Origin of the sequence: Myroides sp. C15-4 (assembly GCF_050522745.1) — a bacterium.
In the GTDB taxonomy this organism is placed as follows: Bacteria; Bacteroidota; Bacteroidia; order Flavobacteriales; family Flavobacteriaceae; genus Flavobacterium.
This window is the reverse complement of sequence record NZ_JBMVQX010000027.1, coordinates 15015-37966: the sequence shown is the minus strand read 5'-3', so window position 1 is coordinate 37966 and position 22952 is coordinate 15015. Positions and strand designations below refer to the sequence as shown.

The 22952-nt window shown below is 37.0% G+C and carries 20 protein-coding genes; 10 read left to right on the top strand and 10 right to left on the bottom strand.

Annotation, left to right across the window (positions count from 1 at the left end; translation table 11 throughout):
- Window positions 1–16: 16 nt before the first annotated feature.
- Window positions 17–1081, bottom strand: a complete 1065-nt coding sequence (locus ACPDHL_RS11915; RefSeq protein ID WP_430532983.1) for an NADH:flavin oxidoreductase/NADH oxidase — start codon at window positions 1079–1081, stop codon at window positions 17–19.
- A 56-nt stretch (window positions 1082–1137) separates the two neighbouring features.
- On the bottom strand, window positions 1138–1794 hold the full coding sequence (locus tag ACPDHL_RS11910) for a metal-dependent transcriptional regulator (RefSeq protein ID WP_430532982.1): 657 nt from the start codon (window positions 1792–1794) through the stop codon (window positions 1138–1140).
- Window positions 1795–1894: 100 nt separating this feature from the next.
- Here ACPDHL_RS11910 and ACPDHL_RS11905 point away from each other — a divergent pair, with 100 nt between their 5' ends.
- The 4 genes from ACPDHL_RS11905 to ACPDHL_RS11890 all read left to right on the top strand — a co-directional run bounded on the left by ACPDHL_RS11905 (window position 1895) and on the right by ACPDHL_RS11890 (window position 7008).
- On the top strand, window positions 1895–4147 hold the full coding sequence (locus tag ACPDHL_RS11905; protein ID WP_430532981.1) for a TonB-dependent receptor: 2253 nt from the start codon (window positions 1895–1897) through the stop codon (window positions 4145–4147).
- 12 nt (window positions 4148–4159) lie between these two features.
- The gene (locus ACPDHL_RS11900; RefSeq protein WP_430532980.1) at window positions 4160–4624 is read left to right on the top strand and encodes a thioredoxin family protein; all 465 of its coding nucleotides are present in this window, start codon (window positions 4160–4162) and stop codon (window positions 4622–4624) included.
- Window positions 4625–4782: 158 nt separating this feature from the next.
- A complete protein-coding gene (locus ACPDHL_RS11895; protein ID WP_430532979.1) occupies window positions 4783–5157 on the top strand; it encodes a BlaI/MecI/CopY family transcriptional regulator in 375 nt (124 codons plus the stop codon).
- 12 nt (window positions 5158–5169) lie between these two features.
- Window positions 5170–7008, top strand: coding sequence for a M56 family metallopeptidase (locus ACPDHL_RS11890; RefSeq protein ID WP_430532978.1), 1839 nt, complete (start codon window positions 5170–5172; stop codon window positions 7006–7008).
- An 88-nt stretch (window positions 7009–7096) separates the two neighbouring features.
- On the opposite strand, the gene ACPDHL_RS11885 is transcribed toward ACPDHL_RS11890, so the two are convergent.
- From ACPDHL_RS11885 to ACPDHL_RS11860, 6 genes are all read right to left on the bottom strand, one after another.
- A complete protein-coding gene (locus tag ACPDHL_RS11885) occupies window positions 7097–9778 on the bottom strand; it encodes a carboxypeptidase-like regulatory domain-containing protein (RefSeq protein WP_430532977.1) in 2682 nt (893 codons plus the stop codon).
- Window positions 9779–9842: 64 nt separating this feature from the next.
- Window positions 9843–10634, bottom strand: a complete 792-nt coding sequence (locus ACPDHL_RS11880) for a GLPGLI family protein (RefSeq protein ID WP_430532976.1) — start codon at window positions 10632–10634, stop codon at window positions 9843–9845.
- Window positions 10635–10689: 55 nt separating this feature from the next.
- Window positions 10690–10866, bottom strand: a complete 177-nt coding sequence (locus ACPDHL_RS11875; protein ID WP_430532975.1) for a hypothetical protein — start codon at window positions 10864–10866, stop codon at window positions 10690–10692.
- A 181-nt stretch (window positions 10867–11047) separates the two neighbouring features.
- The gene (locus ACPDHL_RS11870; RefSeq protein WP_430532974.1) at window positions 11048–11638 is read right to left on the bottom strand and encodes an ATP-binding cassette domain-containing protein; all 591 of its coding nucleotides are present in this window, start codon (window positions 11636–11638) and stop codon (window positions 11048–11050) included.
- Window positions 11639–12092: 454 nt separating this feature from the next.
- Complete coding sequence (locus ACPDHL_RS11865) at window positions 12093–12845, bottom strand: hypothetical protein (protein WP_430532973.1); 753 nt, start codon at window positions 12843–12845, stop codon at window positions 12093–12095.
- 23 nt (window positions 12846–12868) lie between these two features.
- A complete protein-coding gene (locus ACPDHL_RS11860) occupies window positions 12869–13402 on the bottom strand; it encodes a hypothetical protein (RefSeq protein ID WP_430532972.1) in 534 nt (177 codons plus the stop codon).
- A 411-nt stretch (window positions 13403–13813) separates the two neighbouring features.
- On the opposite strand from ACPDHL_RS11860, the gene ACPDHL_RS11855 reads away from it, so the two are divergent.
- Window positions 13814–14239, top strand: coding sequence for a hypothetical protein (locus tag ACPDHL_RS11855; protein WP_430532971.1), 426 nt, complete (start codon window positions 13814–13816; stop codon window positions 14237–14239).
- Between the two features lie 268 nt (window positions 14240–14507).
- Entirely contained in the window at window positions 14508–15017 is a 510-nt protein-coding gene (locus ACPDHL_RS11850) for a septal ring lytic transglycosylase RlpA family protein (RefSeq protein WP_430532970.1), read from the top strand.
- A gap of 670 nt (window positions 15018–15687) precedes the next feature.
- Here the strand turns inward: ACPDHL_RS11850 and ACPDHL_RS11845 are convergent.
- Window positions 15688–16155 carry a CYTH domain-containing protein gene (locus ACPDHL_RS11845; RefSeq protein ID WP_430532969.1) on the bottom strand — a complete coding sequence of 156 codons (468 nt, stop codon included), beginning with the start codon at window positions 16153–16155 and terminating at the stop codon, window positions 15688–15690.
- Window positions 16156–16235: 80 nt separating this feature from the next.
- On the opposite strand from ACPDHL_RS11845, the gene ACPDHL_RS11840 reads away from it, so the two are divergent.
- A complete protein-coding gene (locus ACPDHL_RS11840) occupies window positions 16236–18311 on the top strand; it encodes a site-specific recombinase (RefSeq protein ID WP_430532968.1) in 2076 nt (691 codons plus the stop codon).
- A 52-nt stretch (window positions 18312–18363) separates the two neighbouring features.
- On the opposite strand, the gene ACPDHL_RS11835 is transcribed toward ACPDHL_RS11840, so the two are convergent.
- Entirely contained in the window at window positions 18364–20223 is a 1860-nt protein-coding gene (locus ACPDHL_RS11835) for a monovalent cation:proton antiporter-2 (CPA2) family protein (RefSeq protein ID WP_430532967.1), read from the bottom strand.
- 225 nt (window positions 20224–20448) lie between these two features.
- On the opposite strand from ACPDHL_RS11835, the gene dinB reads away from it, so the two are divergent.
- From dinB to ACPDHL_RS11820, 3 genes are read left to right on the top strand one after another with little or no spacing between them, the layout of a single operon-like run.
- The gene (gene dinB / locus ACPDHL_RS11830; protein WP_430532966.1) at window positions 20449–21522 is read left to right on the top strand and encodes a DNA polymerase IV; all 1074 of its coding nucleotides are present in this window, start codon (window positions 20449–20451) and stop codon (window positions 21520–21522) included.
- 20 nt (window positions 21523–21542) lie between these two features.
- Window positions 21543–22445: a S66 peptidase family protein gene (locus ACPDHL_RS11825; protein WP_430532965.1), complete on the top strand. Its 903-nt coding sequence runs from the start codon at window positions 21543–21545 to the stop codon at window positions 22443–22445.
- A gap of 9 nt (window positions 22446–22454) precedes the next feature.
- Window positions 22455–22814 (top strand): YraN family protein, encoded by a 360-nt coding sequence (locus ACPDHL_RS11820; RefSeq protein ID WP_430532964.1) that lies wholly within the window; start codon window positions 22455–22457, stop codon window positions 22812–22814.
- Window positions 22815–22952 lie beyond the last annotated feature (138 nt).

The following is a 22952-nucleotide window of genomic DNA, read 5'->3' as shown; positions in this document are numbered from 1 at the left end:
AATATGTAAAATTTAATTATTCTTTTCCTCTTTCGTATTGAGAAGCCCAAGGAATTTCTTCTCCGAGTTGAGCCGATGCCGTCATGACAAAATGAGGATCTCGTAAAAATTCACGTCCTAATAAAATCAGGTCTGCTTGGTTTTGTTGTAAGATATCTTCCGCTTGTTGCCCTGTTTTAATTTCTCCAACGGCTCCAACAACTAGTGAAGTATTGTTTTTTATTTGTGTAGCAAAGGGTACTTGATAGTTGGGACCTGTGGTTATTTTTTGATGACGCACGCCACCACCACTACTCACGTCAATCACTTCTACGCCTTTTTCTTGTAAAATTTGTGCCAATGCCACACTTTCTTCCAAGGTCCAACCCCCTTCAGCCCAATCTGTAGCTGAGATTCTCACCCATAAACTCTGTGTAGTGAACAACGGTTGAATCGCGGCAATAATCTCCAGTAAAAAGCGAATTCTATTTTCGAAACTCCCACCGTACTCGTCTGTTCTCGTATTAATTAAAGGAGAAAAGAACTGATGAATGAGATAGCCATGTGCTCCATGTAGTTCAATAATTTCATAGCCCGCTTGTATGGCACGTTGGGTTGCCGCTTTAAAGGCTTGGATCAACTGCTGAATCTCACGTTGACTTAATGCCAAAGGTGGATGATCATAGTCGTTAAAAGGCAAAGTTGAGGGACCAACAGTTTGCCATCCATTGAGTTGATCAGGTGCAATTTGATCACGAGTAATCCACGGTTTTTCACAACTCGCCTTACGGCCTGCATGAGCTAATTGAATGCCTGGAATACAGTCTTGTTCTTTGATGAATTGAGTAATCTCCTGTAACTTTTCGATATGCGCATCTGACCAAATTCCCAAATCTCCATAGGTAATACGTCCCTCAGGAACAACAGCTGTGGCTTCTTGAATAACAGCCGCCGCTTGTCCTGTGGCGAATTGACCTAAGTGAACGAGGTGCCAATTGTTTGCGAAACCATCGGTAGCTGTGTATTGACACATAGGGGAAACAACAAGTCTATTTTTTAATGTATGATGTTTTAATGCAAGTGAACTAAATACTTTTTTCATGATCTTTTCTTGATGTATTGATAAAAAAAAAGCTTACTGGGAAGTAAGCCTTGCGTTTATTTCAGTTGTACAAAAAGATTGTTTGCAATCTTTTTTGTAATAGTAATTTTACTTCCATTGATCTCAATCAAATACGATTGATCGAAAGGCTCAATCTCTAAAATTACAATCTCACTGCCTAAAGCAATTTTCTGCTTATCTAAATATTGTAAAAACTCAGCCGAAGAGTCTTTTACTCCTACACAAATTACCGTTTGCTGAATTTTTATTTCTGCTAATAATTTTTTCTTGATCTGCTTAATCTCTCCTTTTGCATTGGGAATCGGATCTCCATGCGGATCTTCTGTTGGAAAGCCAAGGTAGGCTTCGAGCTTGTTAATTAATTTTTCCGATTTAATGTGTTCCAGCTCTTCTGCTACATCGTGTACTTCATCCCAGTTAAAGCCTAATTTATCAACTAAGAAAACTTCCCATAAACGGTGCTTGCGAACAATCATCTTAGCCGCTAAAAGACCTTCCGAAGTTAAGCGAACTCCTTGATACTTTTGATAGGTCACCAGTTTTTTCTCGTTTAATTTCTTAATCATGTCCGTTACCGAAGACGCTTTCGTTTCTATTCGCGCAGCAATTGCATTGGTAGAAATTCCGTTTTCTTCCCCTTGGGACAAGTGGAAAATTGTTTTCAAATAGTTTTCTTCTGAATAAGTAAGCATGGAATGATTTTTATAAAATACAAATTTACAATTTTTTTATTGAAATTATATTTTTAGCTTTGCCTAAATTTTAATTTAATCTAATAGTAAATAATTTTTTATGCGTGTATTAATAAGTTTTTTGTGTCTACTGTTTTTTACTGCTACAGTAGAGGCTCAAACTATTCAAGGAAAGATTACCTCAAAAGGTGATGTTTTATCCTATGCAAGTGTTTTTATAGAAGACTCTTCGAAAGGAACAACAGCAGATGATAAGGGAGTATATAAGCTAGAGGGTATACAGCCAGGAACCTATCTTATCCATGCAGAATTCGTTGGTTTTAAAAGAAAATCAAAACGAGTGGCTGTGAAAGAAGGGCAAACGGCGTCATTGAATTTTGACTTAGAGGAGGATTCAAGCTTAGAAGAAATCGTTATTTCAGGTTCATTAAAACCGGTATTGAAGTCGGATGCAGTAACACCCGTTGAAATTTATACTCCAGCTTTCTTCGAGAAAAACCCGACCGCTAACCTATTTGATGCGGTACAGATGATTAATGGAGTGCAACCGCAATTGAACTGTAACGTTTGTAATACAGGAGACATTCACATCAATGGAATGGAAGGTCCATATACGATGATCTTAATCGATGGGATGCCAATTGTATCTTCTCTTTCAACTGTTTATGGGCTATTTGGAATTCCAACGAGTATGATTGAACGCGTAGAAGTGGTGAAAGGACCTGCTTCTTCTTTGTATGGAACAGAGGCGATGGGCGGAATTATCAACGTGATTACCAAAGATCCAGAACACGCAGCAAGACTGAGTGTAGATGCTTTCTCGACGACGTGGTTGGAAAATAACTTAGATTTAGGTGCGGGTTATAAACTTGGAAAAAAAGTAAACGGACTCTTTGGCGGGAACTACTTTAAGTTTGGAGAACGCAAAGACAAAAACGGTGATGGTTTTACGGATGTTACCCAACAAGAACGCGTTTCATTGTTCAATAAGTTTAGTTTAAAACGCCCAGATGATAAGGTAGCAAGTTTGGCGTTGCGCTATGTGTATGAAGATCGCTGGGGAGGAGAAACCAATTGGCAACGCAAAAAACACCGCGGTGGGGAAGAAGTATATGCAGAGAGCATTTTTACCAATCGCTTTGAGGTCATCGGAATGTATCAATTGCCAACGACAGAAAATATTTATACTCAGTTTTCCTATATCTATCACGGACAAAATTCTATGTATGGTCCAGAGTCCTATGATGCAAAACAACAAGTGGCTTTCGCTCAGGCTTATTGGGATAAGACGTTGGGGAATCACAGCTTGTTAGTAGGAGGATCGTTTAAATATACCTACTACGATGACAATACACGTGCAACGGGTATTTATGACGAAAATGGATTGGTGAAAAATCAACCGGAAGAAACGCCAATTCCCGGGCTTTTCGTACAAGATGAATGGTCGCTAAACAAGCAAAATAAGTTGTTGCTTGGTTATCGTTTTGATTATGACAAAACACATGGTGGAATCCATTCTCCTCGTGTGGGATATAAATTCTCTCCCAACAACAATCACGCTTTGCGCGCAAGTTTTGGAACAGGATTCCGTGTGGTTAACGTATTTACCGAAGATCACCGTGCTTTAACTGGTGCAAGAGAAGTGGTTTTTGCAGAAAATTTAGATCCAGAGAAATCCTACAATGCCAACTTAAACTACACAGTGAAAGTACCAACTAATTTTGGTGCGTTTAATTTTGATATTAATGGGTTCTATACCTATTTTACCAATAAAATTGATGCGGATACGGATACCGATCAAACGAAAATTATTTATGCCAATCTAGATGGTCATGCTATTTCGAAGGGAATCTCCTTGAATGTTGACGTTGCTTTTGATTTTCCATTAAAATTGATGGCGGGAGCAACCTATATGGATGTATATCGCAAAGAAGATGGAGGACGTGAACAAATTTACCATTCGCCTAAATGGTCGGGAAATGTGGTTGCAAGTTATAATTTCGGTAGTGGATTTACTGCAGATTTAACAGGAGACTGGAAAGGTCCTATGCGTTTGCCACGTGTGGAAGACGATTATAGACCGGAGTATTCGCCATGGACCGTTATTGCCAATGTACAGATCACGAAGAAGTTTGGAAATAACTTCCAAGTGTATGGAGGAGTGAAAAACATATTCAACACCCTGCCTAAAGAAGATACGATTGCTAGATGGTGGGATCCTTTTGGAGAACCTGGAAATGGAGTAACACCACCTCCAGGGCGAACAGATGTGATCTTTGAACCCAATGATTATAGCTACACCGCTTTACAGGGAATTAGAGGTTTTATTGGTGTTCGATATAACATTTTCTAAATTAGTTAGCCTATGAGAGGGATAAGTACAGTACATTTTCGACTGATTAGTTTGATTTTTTTGTGCTTGGGTTGGGTTAGTGCCCAAGCACAAGAAGTTACATTCGCTAATTTAGAAGCGAAAATGGAGGAAAAAGCGAAGCCTGTTGTTGTTTTTTTACATACAAATTGGTGTAACTACTGCGCGTTGATGGAAAAGAAGACGTGGTCCAATACAACAGTACAAGAAGCATTAGGAGATAAAGCTTATTTTATTTCTTTTGATGCCGAAGCACAGGAAAAGATTCACTTTAAGAATCGTGAATTTGTATATAAGAAAAAAGGACTTCAAGCAGGTGTGCATGAATTGGCAGAAGCATTGACTACTCAAAACGCTTATCCCGCTTTGGTTTTTTTAAATGAAAACTATGAAATCATATACCAACATTACGCCTATGTTGGACCAAAAGAGATGCTTCAACTCTTAGAAGCGCTGTAGGAGACTACGTGTTATTTTTCTTTAAAGAGCACTGTAAATCAACGTGATTTACGGTGCTTTTTTTATGGAGTAAAATGAAAAAAACACATATAACTAATAAATTAGTTTGATAACTAAGTTTTTAGTTATATGTTTGTTTAACACAAAATCAGAAAGCAATGGAAAAATTAACCAATAAAGAAGAAGAGATTATGCATATCCTTTGGAAGTTAGAAAAGGGATTTGTGAATGATATTTTAGCTGCTATGCCAGAACCCAAACCGCATTACAATACGCTATCCACTTTGATCCGCATTTTAGAGGAAAAAGGAGTGGTGTCACATACAGCCTATGGAAAGTCACACCAGTATTACCCTGTGGTTTCTATGGACGCGTATCGTTCGATGTTTATGGAAGAAACCATGCAGAAGTACTTTGATAACTCGTTTAGCAACTTGGTCAACTTTTTTGTTCAGGATAATCAAGTATCAGAAAAGGAGTTGGAAGAGATTATGTCGATTATTACACGCAATAAGGATAATAGCAACCGTTAAAACGACAAGCGTATGACATCTTTTATCTTGTATCTATTGAAAGTAAATGGTTTGTTGCTTTTTATTTTGGCTTTTTATTTTTTGGCTTTAAAAAAAGAGACGTTTTTTACTGCAATCCGTTACTATTTTACAGGGGGAATAGTACTGAGCTTTATTTTGCCTTTGTTGCATTTTACTAAAACGGTTTATGTGCAACAAACGGAAGATTGGGTTTCGTTACTCCATCAAATGGGAGATGAGCCCAGGGAGGAAATACAGCAAACTTTTGTAGCGCGATTGGACCTACAGACGAACCTACCCTATGTGTTTTGGGCGGTTACAGGCATTATAATACTGCTTGTCGGGCTCAAAGTGATGCGATTAGCTCGTCATGTGAGGGAGCTACCCCTGTGGTCTGAAGCTACTCCTGCGATTAAAATTGATCGAACCACAGGTGAGGCGTACTCTTTTTGGAATTGGATTGTCTTACCTAACAATTATAAGGAACTGCCTGCATTGGATACCGTGATTCAACACGAGCGTATTCACGTACAACAAAAACATACGTTTGATCTTTTACTCGTTTATTTTTTGCGTCGCATTTTTTGGTTCAACCCACTTCTGCGATTCTTAGAACAAGCGGTTCGTCTCAATTTAGAGTATATCGTCGATCAACAGGTGAGTACAAAGCAAAATAGCTATGAATATCAAATGACTTTGGTGCAGTTTGAACAAAGCAAACGCTCCGCTTTAGTCAATTCTTTTGGGTCTTCCGATCTAAAAAAGCGAATCACAATGTTAAACCAACCAAAATCCAACCAGATGAAAAAAACGAAATTTATGCTATGCCTACCGATAGCACTAGGATTCTTCTTTCTTTTTCAAGTAAAAACGAAGGCAGAAGTAATCACAGCGAATTCAGCAATAGCGAATCAAACTTTAGAACAGAAACCCCAAAAAACAGCCAATCCCAATGTGATGATTATTAACAGCGGGGACTCTTTAACAGAAGAACAAGTCGCGTTTATCAAAACCAAAGCTCAAGAGGAAGCCAATGGCGGAGTTGGGATGAAAGTGCTTGCTAATGGGACGGAGATGTCTTCGAAACAATTTTTAGACGTCATTCAAACTAGACCAACTGAAGAAGCTTTTTCCTATACACTGGGATCGGGTGAAGGGCCTTCTTTTGTTACTTTAACCAAGGAAGAATCCAAAGAAATCTTGGCACAGGCGAAGCTCGATATGGAAGCCGCAAAGCTTGATATGGAGGCTTCAAGACGCGATATGGAAGCTGCAAAGCGCGATATGGAAGCTTCAAGACAGGAGATGAAGAAATTGAGAGAAGAAGGTGCACAATCGATAAAAGCTGAACTGAAAGAAAAGAAGGATCGAATGAAAGAAGAGCAAGCTAGAATGAAAGAGGAGTTAGCTAAAAAGAAAGAAGTGCAACAAGTCCTGAATCAGGAGAAGGCTCGAATGAAAGAGGAGCTAGCTAAAAAGAAAGAAGTGCAACAAGCCCTGAATCAGGAGAAGGATAGAATGAAAGAAGAAGGAATCGAACGCTATGGTGAAAAAGAAAAAAATGGAGTAATTAGTATCACTTCTGGAGAAGGCAAGTCCGAAGCGAAAGAAGAACCAAAAGCTAATGGTTTTCATAAGTTTACTGTTGTAGGAGGAAGGCAAAGAGAAGCTGCTGTACCTTGGCAAAAATATATTGTAGATGGAAAAGAGGTAAAGGATATGGAGACAATCCATGCCCTAGATCCTAATGCGATTAAACAAGTAAATGTCATCAAAGGAGAAGAGGCAATAAAAGAATTTGGAGAAGAAGCAAAAAATGGCGTTATAATTGTAACAACGAAAGGGAAGTAGTTTTCTATTTTTAAATTTGATGCGTTAGGAGGTAAAGGCTTTCAACATCTGTTGAGGGCCTTTACTTATGAAAATAAGAAGACCTTATTTAGAAAGAAAAACGAATGGAGGCTAGCAATTGACTAGGTCGTATAGGTGCCGCTATGATATGCGTCATGATGTCATTGACGAGTACCTGTTGATATAATTTGTGATTTAACATATTGGTCCAGCTCAGTTCGAGATCAATTTTTCTCTTTTGAAAAGTATAGCGATAAGTCAAGTCTAAAAATGTATGGTCAAAGTATTGGTGTTGAATTTTATTTTGTTGAACCTCTAGCGTTGTGCGTAAGGAATGATGTTGAGAGGGACTAAGGCTTAACGTAGCATGATGAGTTGTTTTTGATGAGTTGTTTTCTTTAAAATCTTTGTTTTTGAATTGTTGATAGGTGAATTCATATTCCAGATTTAACCAATCCATACTTGTATTCGTTAGGTTTATACTGTATGTGTTTTGGTTGGTGTGCACGGTATTGTAAACCTGATTAAGCAATAAAAGCTCTTTGGCAAGACTATAGGAGACAGTTCCCTTCAGTGTTGTGTTAATTGGTTCAATGAACTTATTAAGACTAAATGTACTGCGTTTTGTTGTTTTAGTGTTGTGTTTATCTATAGTTGTGATGATTTGTTGTCCTTGTTCACCAATTTCTTTTGTGAACAAAATGGGACGGTTTTGTTCCATGTACTCGACATTCAAGTAGGCAAACCACCCGTTAAAAGGATCTTTAAAGTTGGCTTCTACTTTGGTGCTCAGTTGATGACTTTGAAGAATCTTGTTTTTATAGGCGTTGAAATTTAATTCACTAAGAATATAAGAGGGATAGAGTTGGTCAAGAGGAGTAAAACGATTAGTATAGTTGATTGTTCCTTTAAATGTCCAGTATAGAGATGCAACATATTGGGTATAAAAATAGGGAGAGAAAAGTAATTCGTCCTTACCTTCTTTATTGTTGTGTCCCTTATCTGTTAAGGATACGGTTGTCCAATCTAGAGGAAGGTTCAGGTTAAAGGACCAACGTGTGGATTTGAAACTGATCTTAGACTGTAGGGTATTGCTCATTTCACGGTATAGTAAATCATTTGAATATACATCGCCTAATGCATCCCAATTGGAAGTATCAGAACCATATAATGCCGAATTAAAATGCGTCTTTTTGTAAGTAAAATGATAGTCAAACACAAAGCTCCAAGGGCTAATGGTCCAAGCATAGGAAAGGGCATTTTTGGTGTAAAAAGACTGGTTTTCATAGCTTTGAAAGAGCGTTTGATAGTCGTTTAATGCAGGATCTGCAAAATTAAACAACGAGGGGGGTGAAGCAAAGTAATCCTCTTTAGTGATGGAAAAGTCTACTAAAGAGCGAAAGTTAATCCAGTTCTTTTCCGTAATAGGGAGTACGGTGCTCAGTGAATTCTGAAGTTGATAGGCAGGCGCACTTTGTTTTTGGTCTATGCGATTTTCCGGAGTATCCAGCACTAGATTACCCCTTGCTTTTGTCTTGGAAACGTGAACCATAGCCGTGTTTTTTACATATTTTTGCTTTTCATTCTGCGTTAGGGTAAAGGTGGAATTAAAAAGCTCCTTTGCTTCATAACTTGACGATGTTCTTTTGTAGGTAATATTTTGAGGAATATTCTCCATGGGGTTGAGGTATTGTATTGTCGTCTGTTGTTGTCTATTTTTATTTTCGTTATTTTCGTTTATATAGTAAACTGTAGCCGCAAGTTCCCATCCTTTAGACAATTTTTGTACCATATTAAGACTCCCCAAGTGACTGGTGTTGAATAAATAACGATTTTGGTTGAGGGAGGGGTTCGCGTTGTCGGCAATTTTTAGAAAAGGAGTGGTAGCGGAAGAGTACCAAAAAGTATCAAACTCTTGAAACGAATAAAAATTACTCATTTTGGCTTGCAGGGCATGTCCCACATTATTGGTGTCGTAACTGGCTAAGGTTTGGAAATTTTTACTGAAAAACATAGGAGATAGCGCAACATCCCATAGGAAAGGAGTAACCCCTAAACCTATTTTTGCTGAGCCAGCGTAACTCACTTTATTTTTTAAACGGATATTTAAGGCCGGTTTTCCTGTTGTAATTTTGCCATCGAGCATTTTAATGGGTTGATGATCCTCATAAACTTCTACCCGACTGATATCCTGATTGGAAATAGCCTTGGTAATTGCTCCATAGCGTCCTTTCATTAAATCTAATCCCTCTACATAGAAGCGATTAATCGACTCTCCTTGGTATTTGATCTGGCCTGTAGCACTTACTTCTATGCCTGGAAGGCGTTTTAATACATCTTCTAAAACGCGATCTGTTTTTAAAGCAAAAGAATCCACATTATAGCTCAATGTGTCATGGCGCTGGGTGATAGGTGTCGGTTTAATCACAATTTCTTCCAATGCTGTTACTTGTTCTGTTAAGGTCAGGTTTAAATAAGACATCGGAAAGACTAAGGTCTGATGATAAATAGCATAATCAAAATGTTGAATACGCAATTTCAGGTCGGGATTAGGTGTATGTATAGTCAATTCAAAAGTTCCAGTAGCACTGGATTGTGTATATTGAATTACCTCTTCTTGTTCACCTTTTACGAGCATGATGACTGCTCCTTCAATAGGAACTTTTGCTGCATTGATCACTTTTCCTTGGATGTGTTGCTGTCCCCAAGCCGTTACACTTGCTAGAAAATAGAAGAAAATGACAACAGTAGTACGGAAAAGATATAGCATAATAAAGAGAGGTGTGATACATCATGAGGTTGGTAAAAAAGTAAACGAAACTAAAGGACAATATCTAATGAACTTTGTATATCGGATTTGAACGAAGTCCTATTTTTTCAGCAAATTCATCGGGAATTGTTTTAGCATTTTCAGGATTCATTTCAATTAATAAATCTTTATACGTTTTGCTTTGATATACTTTTAATGCTTTTTCGTATTGTTGAGGGGTGATTTGAGTCACGATCTCTTTTGGATTAGCCAAATCCCAATTGTCAATCGTTATTTTCTCGCTATTGATCAATTCAAATTCATAGTGATGTTCCTCATCCCAAGCTTTGACCACAAAACCAGGTAAGTTTTTAAATTTATAAGGACCGTCTCTTAGAGGAATATCTAGTGTGAATAGGACATTCCATTGGCGTCCTTCAAAAAAAGTCGTAGCTTTTTGGACGGTATAAGTATTCCATTTTTCGCTGTTAGATTCTATTTTCCAGATCAAATCACTTGCAGAGTTTTGATAGGTATAAACTGTTTTGTGAATAGCGTCTTTAGTTGTTATTATTCCATTGAAATAAAAAATAGAAAAATCAGTTTTAGGACGATAAGTAGAGAGTACCTGCATGAGTTCATTTTGGTTTTTTGCAGTGGATGTCCCTTGTTTTCTTTCCAAGAGCGCTAATTCTAGAAAACGAGAGGATTCAATATTCTCTATATCTAATACAAATACGCTTTCTTCTACTTGTTCAGGTTGGGTTTTGTCTGCTAAGAGTTTACCGGCGTAATTATAACGCATGACCGTTTTTTGCTGCGCATAGGAGGAATTAATCAACATAAAAATAAGGAAGGCAAAAAGTGCTTTTTTCATAATGATCGTTTTAAGTTTAAGAGAAAAACAGCGTGTAAAAACACGCTGTCAATTTTTATCCACAGACAAAATTATCGATATCACGAATATCTTTCAGGACTTGTAGCATTGAGGAATTTTGTTCTGCACAATAGGTTGTACCACCACCACATGAGAAATTAACAGTAAAGCAGTTGGCAAAGCCTATAGAAGAAAAGGCTAAAAACGAAAATGTTAAAATGAATTTTTTCATTGTAAATGTTGTTCAGTATTAGGCTCCCTGTCCCCGGTTTATAGTTGATTATCGTGTGAAAGTAAACCGTAAAAAAGAGAAGTCCTAAGGAGTGTTTGAATATTTAATGCATTAGTATATAGTTGTTTGTATATCGTATTTTGAAAATAAAAAAGGCTTTCAATATCACTTGAAAGCCTTTTTATTGTATTGTGAGTGATCCATTCTGAAGGAGCAGTTGTTTGGTTCGAATTGAATCTAAAACATCAGGCAGATGGTTGGTTATCACAATTCCTTTGGTTTGTGCTTTTTCTTGTAGAATGAGAAGAAGACGCTCTTGGAGCAGGGGAGCTAGTCCAGTAAAAGGCTCATCTAGTAGGATAAACGGCTGAGGTAAATTGAGGACAAACAGCGTTTGAATGAGCTGCTGAATACCCGTAGAGAAGCTGTGAATGGGTTGGCTTTGTTTTGATTCGAATTCGGGCCAAGTCCAATAGACTGTTGGCAATACATCACGCAGACGCAATTGCTTGGGAAACATAGTAAATTGAGGCTTGAGTGCAAAATATTTGGACAACTGATGTCTTTGACGAATGAGACGGTTATCAATCCTAAGGTGGTAGTGTTGTGCTTTTTTAGTGCCAAATAAAATTTCCAATAAGGACGATTTTCCAGCGCCATTCGAGCCGATTAGTTCTACAATATCCCCTGTTTGTAACGATAAATACACATTGTTTAGCTGTGTTTTGTCGTTGAGACGATAGACAAGACTGTCGAGATGTAAGGATGCCATAGGATTAATGCATTAGTTGAGACACAAGCAAGGCTAAAAATAGATGGGTCAAAAATAACCAACCGAATAGTCGAAAAGGTTGTGTACCACGATTTTTAAAATAGTATAACTCGTATTTGCGAAAGAACCAAAAGTACAACAAGGTTAAGCCACAAGTGAAGATTGGAGTCAGATACCACAACTGTGGCAAGACAACTAAACTCAAGCCTAGCGTTAGGGTACAAGAAAGTAAATAGTACGGAAATAAAATTCGTATTTGGGTTATCATAAGCAGAGAACTTCAATACTAAAGTACTCTTTTTTTGCCAATTATGTTATGTGTTCTGATACAGATCAATAGAATCGATCATTGCGATTTACGCTAAGACATAGGAAAATAAAAAAATCCAGAGTAAATACTACGCTGGATTAGTATAGGGATAACGTATACCAATTTAGTTTAAATAACATTTCTTTATTGGTCATTTTTGACTTCATACTTGTTTAAGATGTATTGGTTGACCTCAAGCTTATCTGATGACTTGGGATATTGACCTAAATCAATCCCATCTTTCCTGAAAAATATAAACGGAAATCCGAGGCTATCCTCGTATTGTTGGGTTAAATAGGGGAGAAAAATATTTTTTTGAAGGATAATCCAATCCTCATTTAGAAATCCAAGCGTTTGAAAAGACGTTCCTTTTTTATAATTCTCGATATTTTGTGCTTTATCAAAAATAGCAACAAATTTAATCCTTTTATTGGCGTGTTTTGCTGCGAGTTTATTCATCTGTTGGAAATCTTGAATACAAATACCACAATTAGTGGATGTTATATAGAATAACGCATCCCAATTCGCAACCTCAGATAAAGGAAGTTTATTGCCATGGATGTCTAAAAAACCAGGTTGAAGCACTCTTTCGTTACTAGTGGAATCAACAAGTACTATTTTACTAGGGTTCATGCCTAGTTTATTGTAAATTCCCAGTAACACAAAGGTATAATCGTCTTCTGTCGTATACGCTTTTTCTAAGATGTCACTGTCCCACGAGGTTAAATTACCGTCTTCATTAAAAACCATGTGTTTTTTAAAATCCGCGATGTCAGATGAATCTAAAGTTAGTACTTTGGGGAGAAAGGTTTTGATGTAGTGATCTTCTAGAGATTCTTTTTTACAAGCAATCAAAGTAAAAGAGAACAATAAGAGAAAACTTAGTTTTTTGAACATATTCAGATGGTTTAGTTATGTGATTATTTAGAAGGAGGTAAAGGTTTTAGTGGAGGTTTTACTAATAGGTAACAAGTACTACCTTGTTGCGGAATACACATATCACCATCTCTATTCAAATATGCGCCATTTACTTGTCTTATGTACGGTTCGTCCCTTTTACGAAATGTTGTGTATTTGTTTCCTGTTGGTGAATTACCTTCTGATATGGGTAGTATTCTCTCCTTGTTATCCTTGTTAATGATGATAATCTTAGCGGGATTTATATGTAAGTCCCTGTATATTTTTAGTAGTACTTCTTTATATTCTTCGTCGGAATGGTACACGTTGTCTAGGAATTCCCCATCCCATGATTTTAGATAGCCGTCTTCATTAAATACCATGTGTTTTTTAAAATGGTTTATTTCGGCTTGGCTTAACTCGAGAATCTTTGGAAGATTGGCTTGAAGGTAGTGGTCTTTAGCATCAAATTTAGGTTTTACAACAACTTCTGAATCCGATGAACAAGAAAGAAATAACGAGGTGCTAAGTAAAAAGAAGAGTATTTTTTTCATCATAAAGCTTGTTCAGTATTTTTCCCTGTCCCCGGCTTATAGTTGGATAAGGATATGAATATAAATAGTTTAATCTAAATTTGGTATTGATGCATTGAATGATTAATGCAATTGGCAATTAATCTTTGATTTGTACAAGAGTGTAGCCACAAGATTGAGGAAGTATAGAAAGTATGGAAGAAAAAGTGGTCATACGAGAAGTGGTCTTTGTACCAGGCATCATCTGTAAGGGATTAAGGAATTTATTTTGCTGAATTATTTCTTTTTTACCGTAAACTTTACTTGTGATTAACGGAAAGTGTTGAGGTTTTCGCACAGATAGGTAAAAGGAGAAAGATAGCTTGCAAATCAAAAAGCAAAGCCGTTAATTTCAATAGTTTTATTTATATTTGTCTATAAACTAATAACAACAATATGTATAAGATGTTACAACCAGCGCATTCAGGCGTTGCATATTTAGCATTAATTTTTCTAGTAATCGTAGTCATTAATGCTTTTGTAGGATTGAGCTCTAAAAAAGAGTTTACAGAAAAAGACCGTAAATTGGGGTTGATGGGGTTAATCTTCTGTCATATTCAGTTATTGTTAGGTCTAATCCTTTATTTCGTTTCTCCTTTAGTGCAAGGTTTTGGCACAGCAATGAAAGATTCGACATTGAGATTATATGCTTTAGAGCACCCATTAATTAACGTTATTGCTATTGCATTAATTACGATTGGTTGGTCTAAGCACAAGAAAGCAGCAACAAGCCCAGAAAAATTCAAAAAATTTGCTATTTTCTACACGATCGGATTAATTTTAATCTTATCTAGAATTCCTTGGAAAGTTTGGTTTGCATAAACCGAAAATAAAATAGAGTAAAAAAGAGTGTTCCAAAAGGGCACTCTTTTTTTTTAGCCTTGCTCTTCACCTCTATTTCGTATTTCTTTTTGTTTTGCTCGTTGTTTTGTACTAGAAGTATGCATGTTGTTTTTGTTTTTTATGCTTAAAAACGGCAGCGTCATTTAATTACTAATTATCCTAACCATTTTCTCTGTAAGCGATCTACTTTTTATTTTGGTACGCTTCTTGTTTTTAGCGTATGGTCTATTTTAAAAATAGGGAAATTATGAAATACTTTCAATACATTATTTTTGCCTTGGCGATCATTACGTTATCGAGTTTTGAGGAGGCAGGTAAACTAAAAGAAAAATCGAGACCCATTGCAACGCAATTGGCACAAGTTATAGACACATTAGCAACGTTGGATTTACCTATCGTAGAGGAAACAGATTCTATTGTTATGGCTGAGGTAGATGAGGATTATGAAGTGGTAAATAAGGAGACCAAAGCGTCTTACTATCACGATAAATTCTCGGGTAGAAAAACGGCAAGTGGGGAGGTGTTTGATAATACAAAATACACCGCAGCCCATAAAACACTGCCATTCGGAACAAAAATAAAAGTGACAAACTTAAAAAATAAACGCTCTGTTGTATTAACGGTTACGGATCGCGGTCCTTTCATAAAAGGAAGAAGTGTAGATGTTTCCAAACGAGCTTTTATGGACTTGACGGACAATATTGGACGTGGAGTTTTAGACGTTAAGATTGAACGCGTGGTAGAAAATGTTCAATAATAAAACAAGGGTATAGTCACTCGTTATTTGCTGTTTTTGCTCTGTTTTTTTGAGCCGAAAATGGTCATGTGAAAAAAGAATATCACCTAGTAAAAAAGAGAATTAGGCTAACTGATTCTATTTCAATAAAAAAAGAATGTGTGTCGTATGTGGGGAAAAATTCCACATATCGAGGACGCAAACCGCACATAATATTGTTTGTCTCCCATTCTTTTTTAGGGAGTAAGAAAAAAAATTATTTAGGGAAATAGTAAAACTAGGCTGATATCATATCAGCCTAGTTTTATTTTATGGGGTTTCAATAAAAATACAATGTTAACAGTATTATAGTTTTAACCTAAAACAAGAAAGGACCCTACTTATTCTCTATGCAATTCCAATGTATTTTATGCTATTGATGTTGTGGGTTTAAATTTAGTGTAGCCTTCGTAATGCTGAGATTGGACAAGGAATTGTTTAGTTATAAAATACTATTTATATTTGTTCTAAATTAAAAGATATAATGGACGTGAGATAACCGTACCCAAACGGCATTATAACTAATTTGCATGAGTTGTTTTTTTTAAATTGTTGAGAATCATGTAAATGATAAACCTCCATCGAAGTAATTCCATGGAGGTTTTCTTTTAGCTATAGGGGTCTTATGCTAGAGGATACGCTAGTACATGCACTACCAAGTGCTGAAAGGATGATTGGATAAATACGAATTGTAGTATTCTTTTTTTCCTGTTACTTCCTCTCCTAACCAACTTGGCTTTTCAAAGGCCTCATGCTCTTCTTGAAGTTCAACTTCCGCCAAAATAAGCCCCTCATTTTTGCCGTGGAAAACATCGACCTCAAATAGATGGGAACCATGCGGAACGACGTATCTTGTTTTCGATATAATATGGTCTTCACATAAGCGAAGTAAAGCTTCTGCTTCTTTAAAATCAATTTCTTTTTCCCATTCAAAACGAGAAGTACCCGAGGCATTACTCGCTCCTTTAATTGTTAGGAATCCTTTATCATTTTTTAAGCGAACGCGAACTGTTCGATTGGAATCGCTGTTGAGGTAACCTTGTGCGATTGTGTTTTTTGAAACAGCTAAAGTTTCAATATTTACGTTTTGGATCAGAAATTTTCTTTCGATTTCAATCATAGGATATAAAATAAAGGTGTAAATTTATGCCAAGTTAAGGTCATTTCGATCTAACTGTTAAGAAAAAAATATATTTTTAAATGAAATTAAGATACATATTGCAATCACCTCAAGGAATTGAGGAGCTTTTTAATAAATATGTAGTTGACGGTAAAATCTATACAAGCGAAGATATTTCTTTTTTAGTTGATCTTGTACACATTTTTCGACCGAGAAATATAAAAAAAACGAATCGAGTTTCCATAGATTCTTTCACTTCTTATTTAAAAACTCACGAAATTGAGCGTTTAGCGTTAATTGAGTATTTACAAGAAATACTGTCAAACAGACGCTTTAGTCGTATGATTTCCGATGCGGGGATTTTGCAAGATTCCGATTTTTTCTATGAGGTTAAAAAGCGTTTGTGGGCTAAGGTACTACCATATCAACCGGAAAAAGACACCTATGAATATGTGTTAAACCAAGTGTTTTACAAACATACGGATGCTGCATGGGTGGACCTGATTCCAGAGGAACAATTATTAGAACTCTTTGATCAGCTGAATTTTCACGATATTTTCTTCAAGATATCGGATGAATCCGTAATGGGTGAATTGTTGAATTCTATCGGATTGATTACACAACGCATGAGTGGTAGAGCCATGGAGAGTGCTATTATTAGTATGGTTCCTGAATATTCCCATTTTGAAAGTCCTTTTTTGGCCCTAGAAAAGGAATTTATGGAGGTGGCTTCAAGTATGTTGAAAGGCAATATCGATTATTTGACGCCAAATGACATCAACTGCAAACAGATTAAGATTTTTCATAAACAGTGTATTGAGTTTGTCAATCAAGCCTTTAAAAACAGTTCGAAGTACGGTATTTCAATCAAAGTCAATCAGAGCTTATTGCGCTTGAGACAGCAGCTTCAACGCGTAGATGTTTTACTTTCGCTCATTATTATTGAGGGCGACGAGGTGGCCATTGAAAAGAAAGCCAATACCATTCGCTTGGCTCGAAAATTAATTGATTATAACTGTTATAAGTATAATGTTTCTGGGTTAATTAAAGAGAGTACCCAATTAATTTCTTACGAGATTACCCAACATACAGCAAAAACTGGCGAACACTATATTACTAAAACAGCGGGTGAATACTGGCATATGTTCAGAGGGTCCATGGGGGCAGGTATTGTTGTGGGCTTTATGTGTATCCTTAAATTGCTAGCCCATAAATTGGATGCGAGTATTTTTGGACATGCGATGCTGTACAGTTTAAATTATGCGCTAGGTTTCTGTTTGATCTATTTATTGGGCTTTACTTTAGCAACAAAACAGCCAGCGATGACTGCAGCAGCGATTATTAAAGCCATCGAAGACGGTCGCAAACAGCATGTAGATAGTTTAGATAAACACATCGGATTTGCTAAGCTTTTTGCGCGATTGGTGCGTTCTCAGTTCATTGCTTTCATTGGTAACGTAATCTTAGCTTTTCCAATCGCTCTTTTGTTGATGTGGGGAGTTGATTCTGCCTTTGATGTTAATCTTGCGTCCAAGGAGTGGAAAGGCATGTTGATTGACGCAGATCCAATTGAATCGAAAGCCTTATTTCACGCAGGTATCGCAGGTGTTTTCTTGTTTTTATCTGGAATTATCTCTGGAAATGTATCCAATAGAAACAAGCACAATCGCGTATTTTATCGTATTCAAGAACATCCGTGGTTAAAACACAACTTTGGAATCCAACGCTCAACGAAAATTGCCAATTGGGTCGATACGAAATGGCCAGGTATTGCGTCTAATATTTGCTTTGGTCTATTTATGGGTACTTGTGGTGCTATTGGAACCTTTATTGGATTAGATATCGATATTCGACATATTACCTTTGTCAGTGGAAACATTGCCATTGGTTACTATGGCTCAGGGTTTGATGCACCTACCTCTTTATTAGTTTGGGCTTTTATCGGGATGTGGCTCATTGGATTCATGAACTTCATTGTTAGTTTTGGCTTGTCCATCTTGCTGGCTTTCCGCTCGAGAAATATTCCATTCAAGGAAACTAAAGATTTGGCTTGGGCGGTTTTAAGATACTTTAAAAGCTTCCCGATGGAATTCTTTATTCCAACTGGAGGTACAGTGGTCGAAGTGACACATGATAAAGCACAAGATAAAAAGTAAATGCAAAAATAAAATACAAAAAGGGAGATCGATTTCGATCTCCCTTTTTGTATTAATCCGTATAATCGGTTGTGTCTTTGGTTTCTCTTTTGTGTCGCAAACTGTCTTTTAACAAGTTGGATTGCTGTTCAAATTCAAGTCGTGATACGGTGATATAATCTTCTAAATTGTGAATGTTCTTGGCTAATTTTCTCAAGGAGGCACGGTCACTTTTTATAAATAATTCGCTTTGTGTTCTCGCTTCTTCATGACTCAAGCCCAATTTTTCTAACATAACGCTCCCAACGTAAACAGCAGTAAAGAAGTTTTCTCTGTACACTTCTGTAAATCCATCTTGTAGGTATTCATAAGCGTTCTTTCGGTTTTTCGCTCGAATAATCACTTCGACATTGGGAAAGTTTTTGTGCAATACTTCGACCAAATGTTGATTAACGTCTGGTGGATCCATTGCTGCAATAACATAATCGGCCTGATCTACATTAATTGATTTTAAAATATTAATCGAGGTTGCATCGCCATAGTACACATTAAAACCGAGTTTTCGCAAGTGATCAACGCGTTCTGCATCGTTGTCTAATACCAAGGTCGGGATGTCATTGGCTTGCAATAAACGTCCAATGGTATTACCAAAATCTCCAAATCCTGCAATGATAATCTTTTTATCTGCACTGATGTGTGATAAATCATCATAGGGTTGATCGTTTTTTGTAGAGGGTGTTAATCCCAAATAAGGGCTGATCCATTTTTCGTTTAACAACATTAATATAGGAGTGACTACCATCGACAGTGCAGTAGTAGCCAAAAGGTAATCATACCAGGTTTGATCAATGATGTTAATCGTTTTTCCCAAGGCTAAAATCACAAAGGCAAATTCGCCAATTTGCGAAAGTAAAATGGCAAATAAAAACGATTGATCTTTGGGAAATTTTTTCCATTTACCGATCGCCATTAAGACAATGGCTTTAATGGTCATCGATCCAAGTAATAAGGAAAGAACAATTAAGGGTTCTCCAACAATAATTTCAAAATTAATAGTTGACCCTACTGCAATAAAGAAGATACCAAGCAAGAGGGCCTTAAAGGGTTCAATATCGCTTTCTAATTGATGTTTGTATGGATTATTCGCCAATACAACTCCTGCGATAAATGCACCTAATGCAGGGCTTAGTCCTACTTCTTTCATTAGAAGTGAAACCCCAATGACTAAAAGTAGTGCGGATGCAGTATAAATTTCGCGTATTTGTAAACGTCCTACGGATTTAAATAGTGGATTGACAATGTAATTTCCCACTAAAAAGATAATCGTAATGGCACCTAAGATAGCCATAGTTTTCATTAATACGGGTTGTCCATCAAGCATACTGCTGTTGGTAGTCGAAATGGGTATTTTTTTGGATACGGCTAGTAAGGGAATCAACGCCATTACGGGGATGACCATAATATCTTGAAAGAGCAAGACAGCAAAGCTCGATTTTCCAACGTTGGACTTGTTCAATCCTTTTTCAGAAATGGTTTGTAGTATAATCGCAGTAGAAGACATGGTAACCACAAAACCGATGGTAATGGAGGTTCCTAAATTCAAACCAATGGCGAAATAACAGACAGCAGTCGTTATGATAGTGGTTCCTAGGGCTTGTGCTGTACCGAGACCGATAATCTCCTTCCGAATTTTCCAGAATTCTTTTGGATCAAGTTCGAGTCCAACCAAAAATAACATCATCACCACACCAAATTCGGTGGCATGCATTATATCAGCACCATCTTTGCCTACAAATCCTAGAACAAAAGGACCAATTAAGACTCCTGCGAAAAGGTAACCTAAAACCGAGCCCATTCCTAGTTTTTTGGAAATGAGCACGCAAATTACGGCAGCAAATAAAAATATAAAGGCTTGCGCTAAGAAATCATTCATTTTTGAGATATAATTTTTTGCGTTAAAATAAGCGTATCAAACGAAAAGGAGTAAATAACTTTTTTTTAGGTTAAAAAAGAGAGACTTACTCAAAAAGTATTTGATATACGTACAAATTTAAGCAATAGTGTTTGGATATAAACAGAAAAAAATAAAAAAATAGAGAATTTTTTAGCGTTGTATAAACTGTTTTTTTTCAGTTATTTTGACTAATTTATCGCAACGATGAGTCGAAAGATAATACATATTGATATGGATGCGTTTTACGCTTCAGTAGAACAATTGGATAATCCTGAATTAAGAGGAAAGCCAATTGTTGTTGGCGGAAGCAGTGAACGGGGTGTAGTGGCCGCAGCAAGTTATGAGGCGCGTCAATTTGGAGTGCGTAGTGCGATGAGTGGAATATTGGCGAAAAAAAAATGTCCTCATTTGATTTTTGTACCTCCGCGTTTTGACCGCTATAAAGAAATTTCGAGGCAAATTCGTGCGGTATTTTATGAATATACCGATCTCGTTGAACCTTTAGCGTTGGATGAGGCCTTTCTCGATGTGACAGCAAATAAAAAGGGATGTCCCAGTGCGACGTTAATTGCACAAGAAATTAGACAAAAGATTTTTGAACGCACCCAGCTAACAGCGTCAGCAGGTATTTCTGTCAATAAGTTTTTAGCCAAAGTAGCTAGTGATTACAATAAACCCAATGGACAAAAAACCATCAATCCCGAAGAAGTGGAGGCTTTTTTGGAAGCCCTTGAAATAAAAAAATTCTTTGGTATTGGAAAAAAAACAGCTGATCGCATGTATCATTTTGGTATTTTTACCGGTTTGGATCTGAAAGCAAAATCGATAGACTTTTTAGAAGAACACTTTGGCAAGGCAGGCAGAGCGTATTACTATATCGTTCGCGGTATACACAATTCGCCCGTTAGCCCTGATCGATTGGTGAAATCGGTCGGTACTGAACGCACATTTGACGAGAATTTGAGTTCGGAAGTCTACCTCGAAAACAAATTGGATCATATTGTAGAAGAATTGAGCTTGCGGTTAAAAAAACAAGGATTGGCTGGTAAAACAGTCACCCTAAAAATAAAATATGCCGATTTTGTACAGCAAACTCGAAGTACAACCTTTCCTTATTTTATTGCCGATGCTGGAATTATCCTCGATTGCGCTAAAGAATTGTTATACCAAGAAAAACTGCAAAATTCCGTGCGTTTGATTGGCGTATCTTTGACTAACTTAAACAATAAAAAAGTGGCAAAGAAACCCCTTGCGGTTCAACTGCGCTTTGATTTTTAAATTCTAAATATACCGTGATAATGAAGTATTGTACCCCTCCTTATTTGCAACCTGGTGACAAAGTGGCTATTGTCTGTACGGCTCGAAAATTTTCAGTTGAAGAAGCACAACCCGCTATAGCGCTATTGGAATCATGGGGATTGCAAGTCGTTTTAGGACAAACAATCGGATTGGATAATTTCCAGCTTGGTGGAACGGATACCGAGCGTGTTGCTGATTTTAATCAACAATTGCGTGATCCTGAAATCAAGGCGATTTGGTGTGCAAGAGGAGGATACGGGACCGTGCGTATTATTGATGCAATAGATTTTAGTCTGTTGGAACATCAACCCAAGTGGATGATTGGCTTTAGTGATGTAACGACCCTACACAGCCATGTGCACAATTTGGGTGTAGCAACCATTCACGGGATCATGGCATTTAGTGTTCCCATGGCCAAAGAGGAGTCTAAAAATTCATTGTATCGTGCGCTTTTTGGACAATCGTTAACGTATACGATTGATGCAGTAAGTGGCAATCGAAAGGGTAAAGCTACTGGCTTACTAGTGGGAGGTAATTTATCGATTCTTTACAGCTTACTCGGTTCCGTTTCGAGTATAGAGACTAAAGGTAAAATTTTGTTTATTGAAGATTTGGATGAATACTTGTATCACGTGGATCGAATGATGCACAACCTCAAGCGAAACGGCATGCTTCAAGATTTGGCAGGCCTCGTTATTGGTGGAATGACCGATATGCACGACAACTCCATTCCCTTTGGATACAATGCACAAGAAATTATTCTCGATGCGGTGAAAGAGTACAACTATCCCGTCGTATTTCACTTTCCTGCTGGACATGGAGCATCAAACTGGGCACTCAAATTAGGCACTATTATTGAGCTAGAAGTGACCGACGATCAGGTGACTGTCGCTTTTAGTTAACCCCCATCTATGAGCCAATCAAAAGAACTAGGAAAAAAAGGAGAAGAATTAGCCGTTGCCTTTTTGGAAGAAAAAGGTTATCATATTATTGCACGAAATTGGAAATACCACAAGGCAGAAGTTGATATTATTGCGGAAATAGATGATCTATTGGTCTTTGTAGAAGTAAAAACGAGAAGTTCTACTGATTTTGGCAAGCCCCATGAATTTTTAAAGCCCCCTCAAATCAAGCGATTAACTACAGCCGCTGATGCTTTTTGCGTCCAATTTAACCGAAAAGAAGAGGTTCGCTTTGACATAGTAGCTATTGGTATAAAAAAGTCTGTGCCTGAAATTGAGCATATTGAGCGTGCTTTTTATTGGTTTTAATCAATATAACCTTGATATTTAGTAGGTAAAATGGTGTTTTGATAAAAAAACATCTTCTTTTGTAAACTTTCACCAAAAAGCTTATGTAAAAAAAGTCTAAATAAAAGTTGTAGGTTATTTAGAATCACTTTACATTTG

What these genes read in the sequence shown, in the direction of transcription:
- ACPDHL_RS11915 (WP_430532983.1), bottom strand. Translation starts at nt 1,081, where the DNA reads ATGAAAAAAGTATTTAGTTCACTTGCATTAAAACATCATACATTAAAA.
- ACPDHL_RS11910 (WP_430532982.1), bottom strand. Translation starts at nt 1,794, where the DNA reads ATGCTTACTTATTCAGAAGAAAACTATTTGAAAACAATTTTCCACTTG.
- ACPDHL_RS11905 (WP_430532981.1), top strand. Translation starts at nt 1,895, where the DNA reads ATGCGTGTATTAATAAGTTTTTTGTGTCTACTGTTTTTTACTGCTACA.
- ACPDHL_RS11900 (WP_430532980.1), top strand. Translation starts at nt 4,160, where the DNA reads ATGAGAGGGATAAGTACAGTACATTTTCGACTGATTAGTTTGATTTTT.
- ACPDHL_RS11895 (WP_430532979.1), top strand. Translation starts at nt 4,783, where the DNA reads ATGGAAAAATTAACCAATAAAGAAGAAGAGATTATGCATATCCTTTGG.
- ACPDHL_RS11890 (WP_430532978.1), top strand. Translation starts at nt 5,170, where the DNA reads ATGACATCTTTTATCTTGTATCTATTGAAAGTAAATGGTTTGTTGCTT.
- ACPDHL_RS11885 (WP_430532977.1), bottom strand. Translation starts at nt 9,778, where the DNA reads ATGCTATATCTTTTCCGTACTACTGTTGTCATTTTCTTCTATTTTCTA.
- ACPDHL_RS11880 (WP_430532976.1), bottom strand. Translation starts at nt 10,634, where the DNA reads ATGAAAAAAGCACTTTTTGCCTTCCTTATTTTTATGTTGATTAATTCC.
- ACPDHL_RS11875 (WP_430532975.1), bottom strand. Translation starts at nt 10,866, where the DNA reads ATGAAAAAATTCATTTTAACATTTTCGTTTTTAGCCTTTTCTTCTATA.
- ACPDHL_RS11870 (WP_430532974.1), bottom strand. Translation starts at nt 11,638, where the DNA reads ATGGCATCCTTACATCTCGACAGTCTTGTCTATCGTCTCAACGACAAA.
- ACPDHL_RS11865 (WP_430532973.1), bottom strand. Translation starts at nt 12,845, where the DNA reads ATGTTCAAAAAACTAAGTTTTCTCTTATTGTTCTCTTTTACTTTGATT.
- ACPDHL_RS11860 (WP_430532972.1), bottom strand. Translation starts at nt 13,402, where the DNA reads ATGATGAAAAAAATACTCTTCTTTTTACTTAGCACCTCGTTATTTCTT.
- ACPDHL_RS11855 (WP_430532971.1), top strand. Translation starts at nt 13,814, where the DNA reads ATGTATAAGATGTTACAACCAGCGCATTCAGGCGTTGCATATTTAGCA.
- ACPDHL_RS11850 (WP_430532970.1), top strand. Translation starts at nt 14,508, where the DNA reads ATGAAATACTTTCAATACATTATTTTTGCCTTGGCGATCATTACGTTA.
- ACPDHL_RS11845 (WP_430532969.1), bottom strand. Translation starts at nt 16,155, where the DNA reads ATGATTGAAATCGAAAGAAAATTTCTGATCCAAAACGTAAATATTGAA.
- ACPDHL_RS11840 (WP_430532968.1), top strand. Translation starts at nt 16,236, where the DNA reads ATGAAATTAAGATACATATTGCAATCACCTCAAGGAATTGAGGAGCTT.
- ACPDHL_RS11835 (WP_430532967.1), bottom strand. Translation starts at nt 20,223, where the DNA reads ATGAATGATTTCTTAGCGCAAGCCTTTATATTTTTATTTGCTGCCGTA.
- dinB (WP_430532966.1), top strand. Translation starts at nt 20,449, where the DNA reads ATGAGTCGAAAGATAATACATATTGATATGGATGCGTTTTACGCTTCA.
- ACPDHL_RS11825 (WP_430532965.1), top strand. Translation starts at nt 21,543, where the DNA reads ATGAAGTATTGTACCCCTCCTTATTTGCAACCTGGTGACAAAGTGGCT.
- ACPDHL_RS11820 (WP_430532964.1), top strand. Translation starts at nt 22,455, where the DNA reads ATGAGCCAATCAAAAGAACTAGGAAAAAAAGGAGAAGAATTAGCCGTT.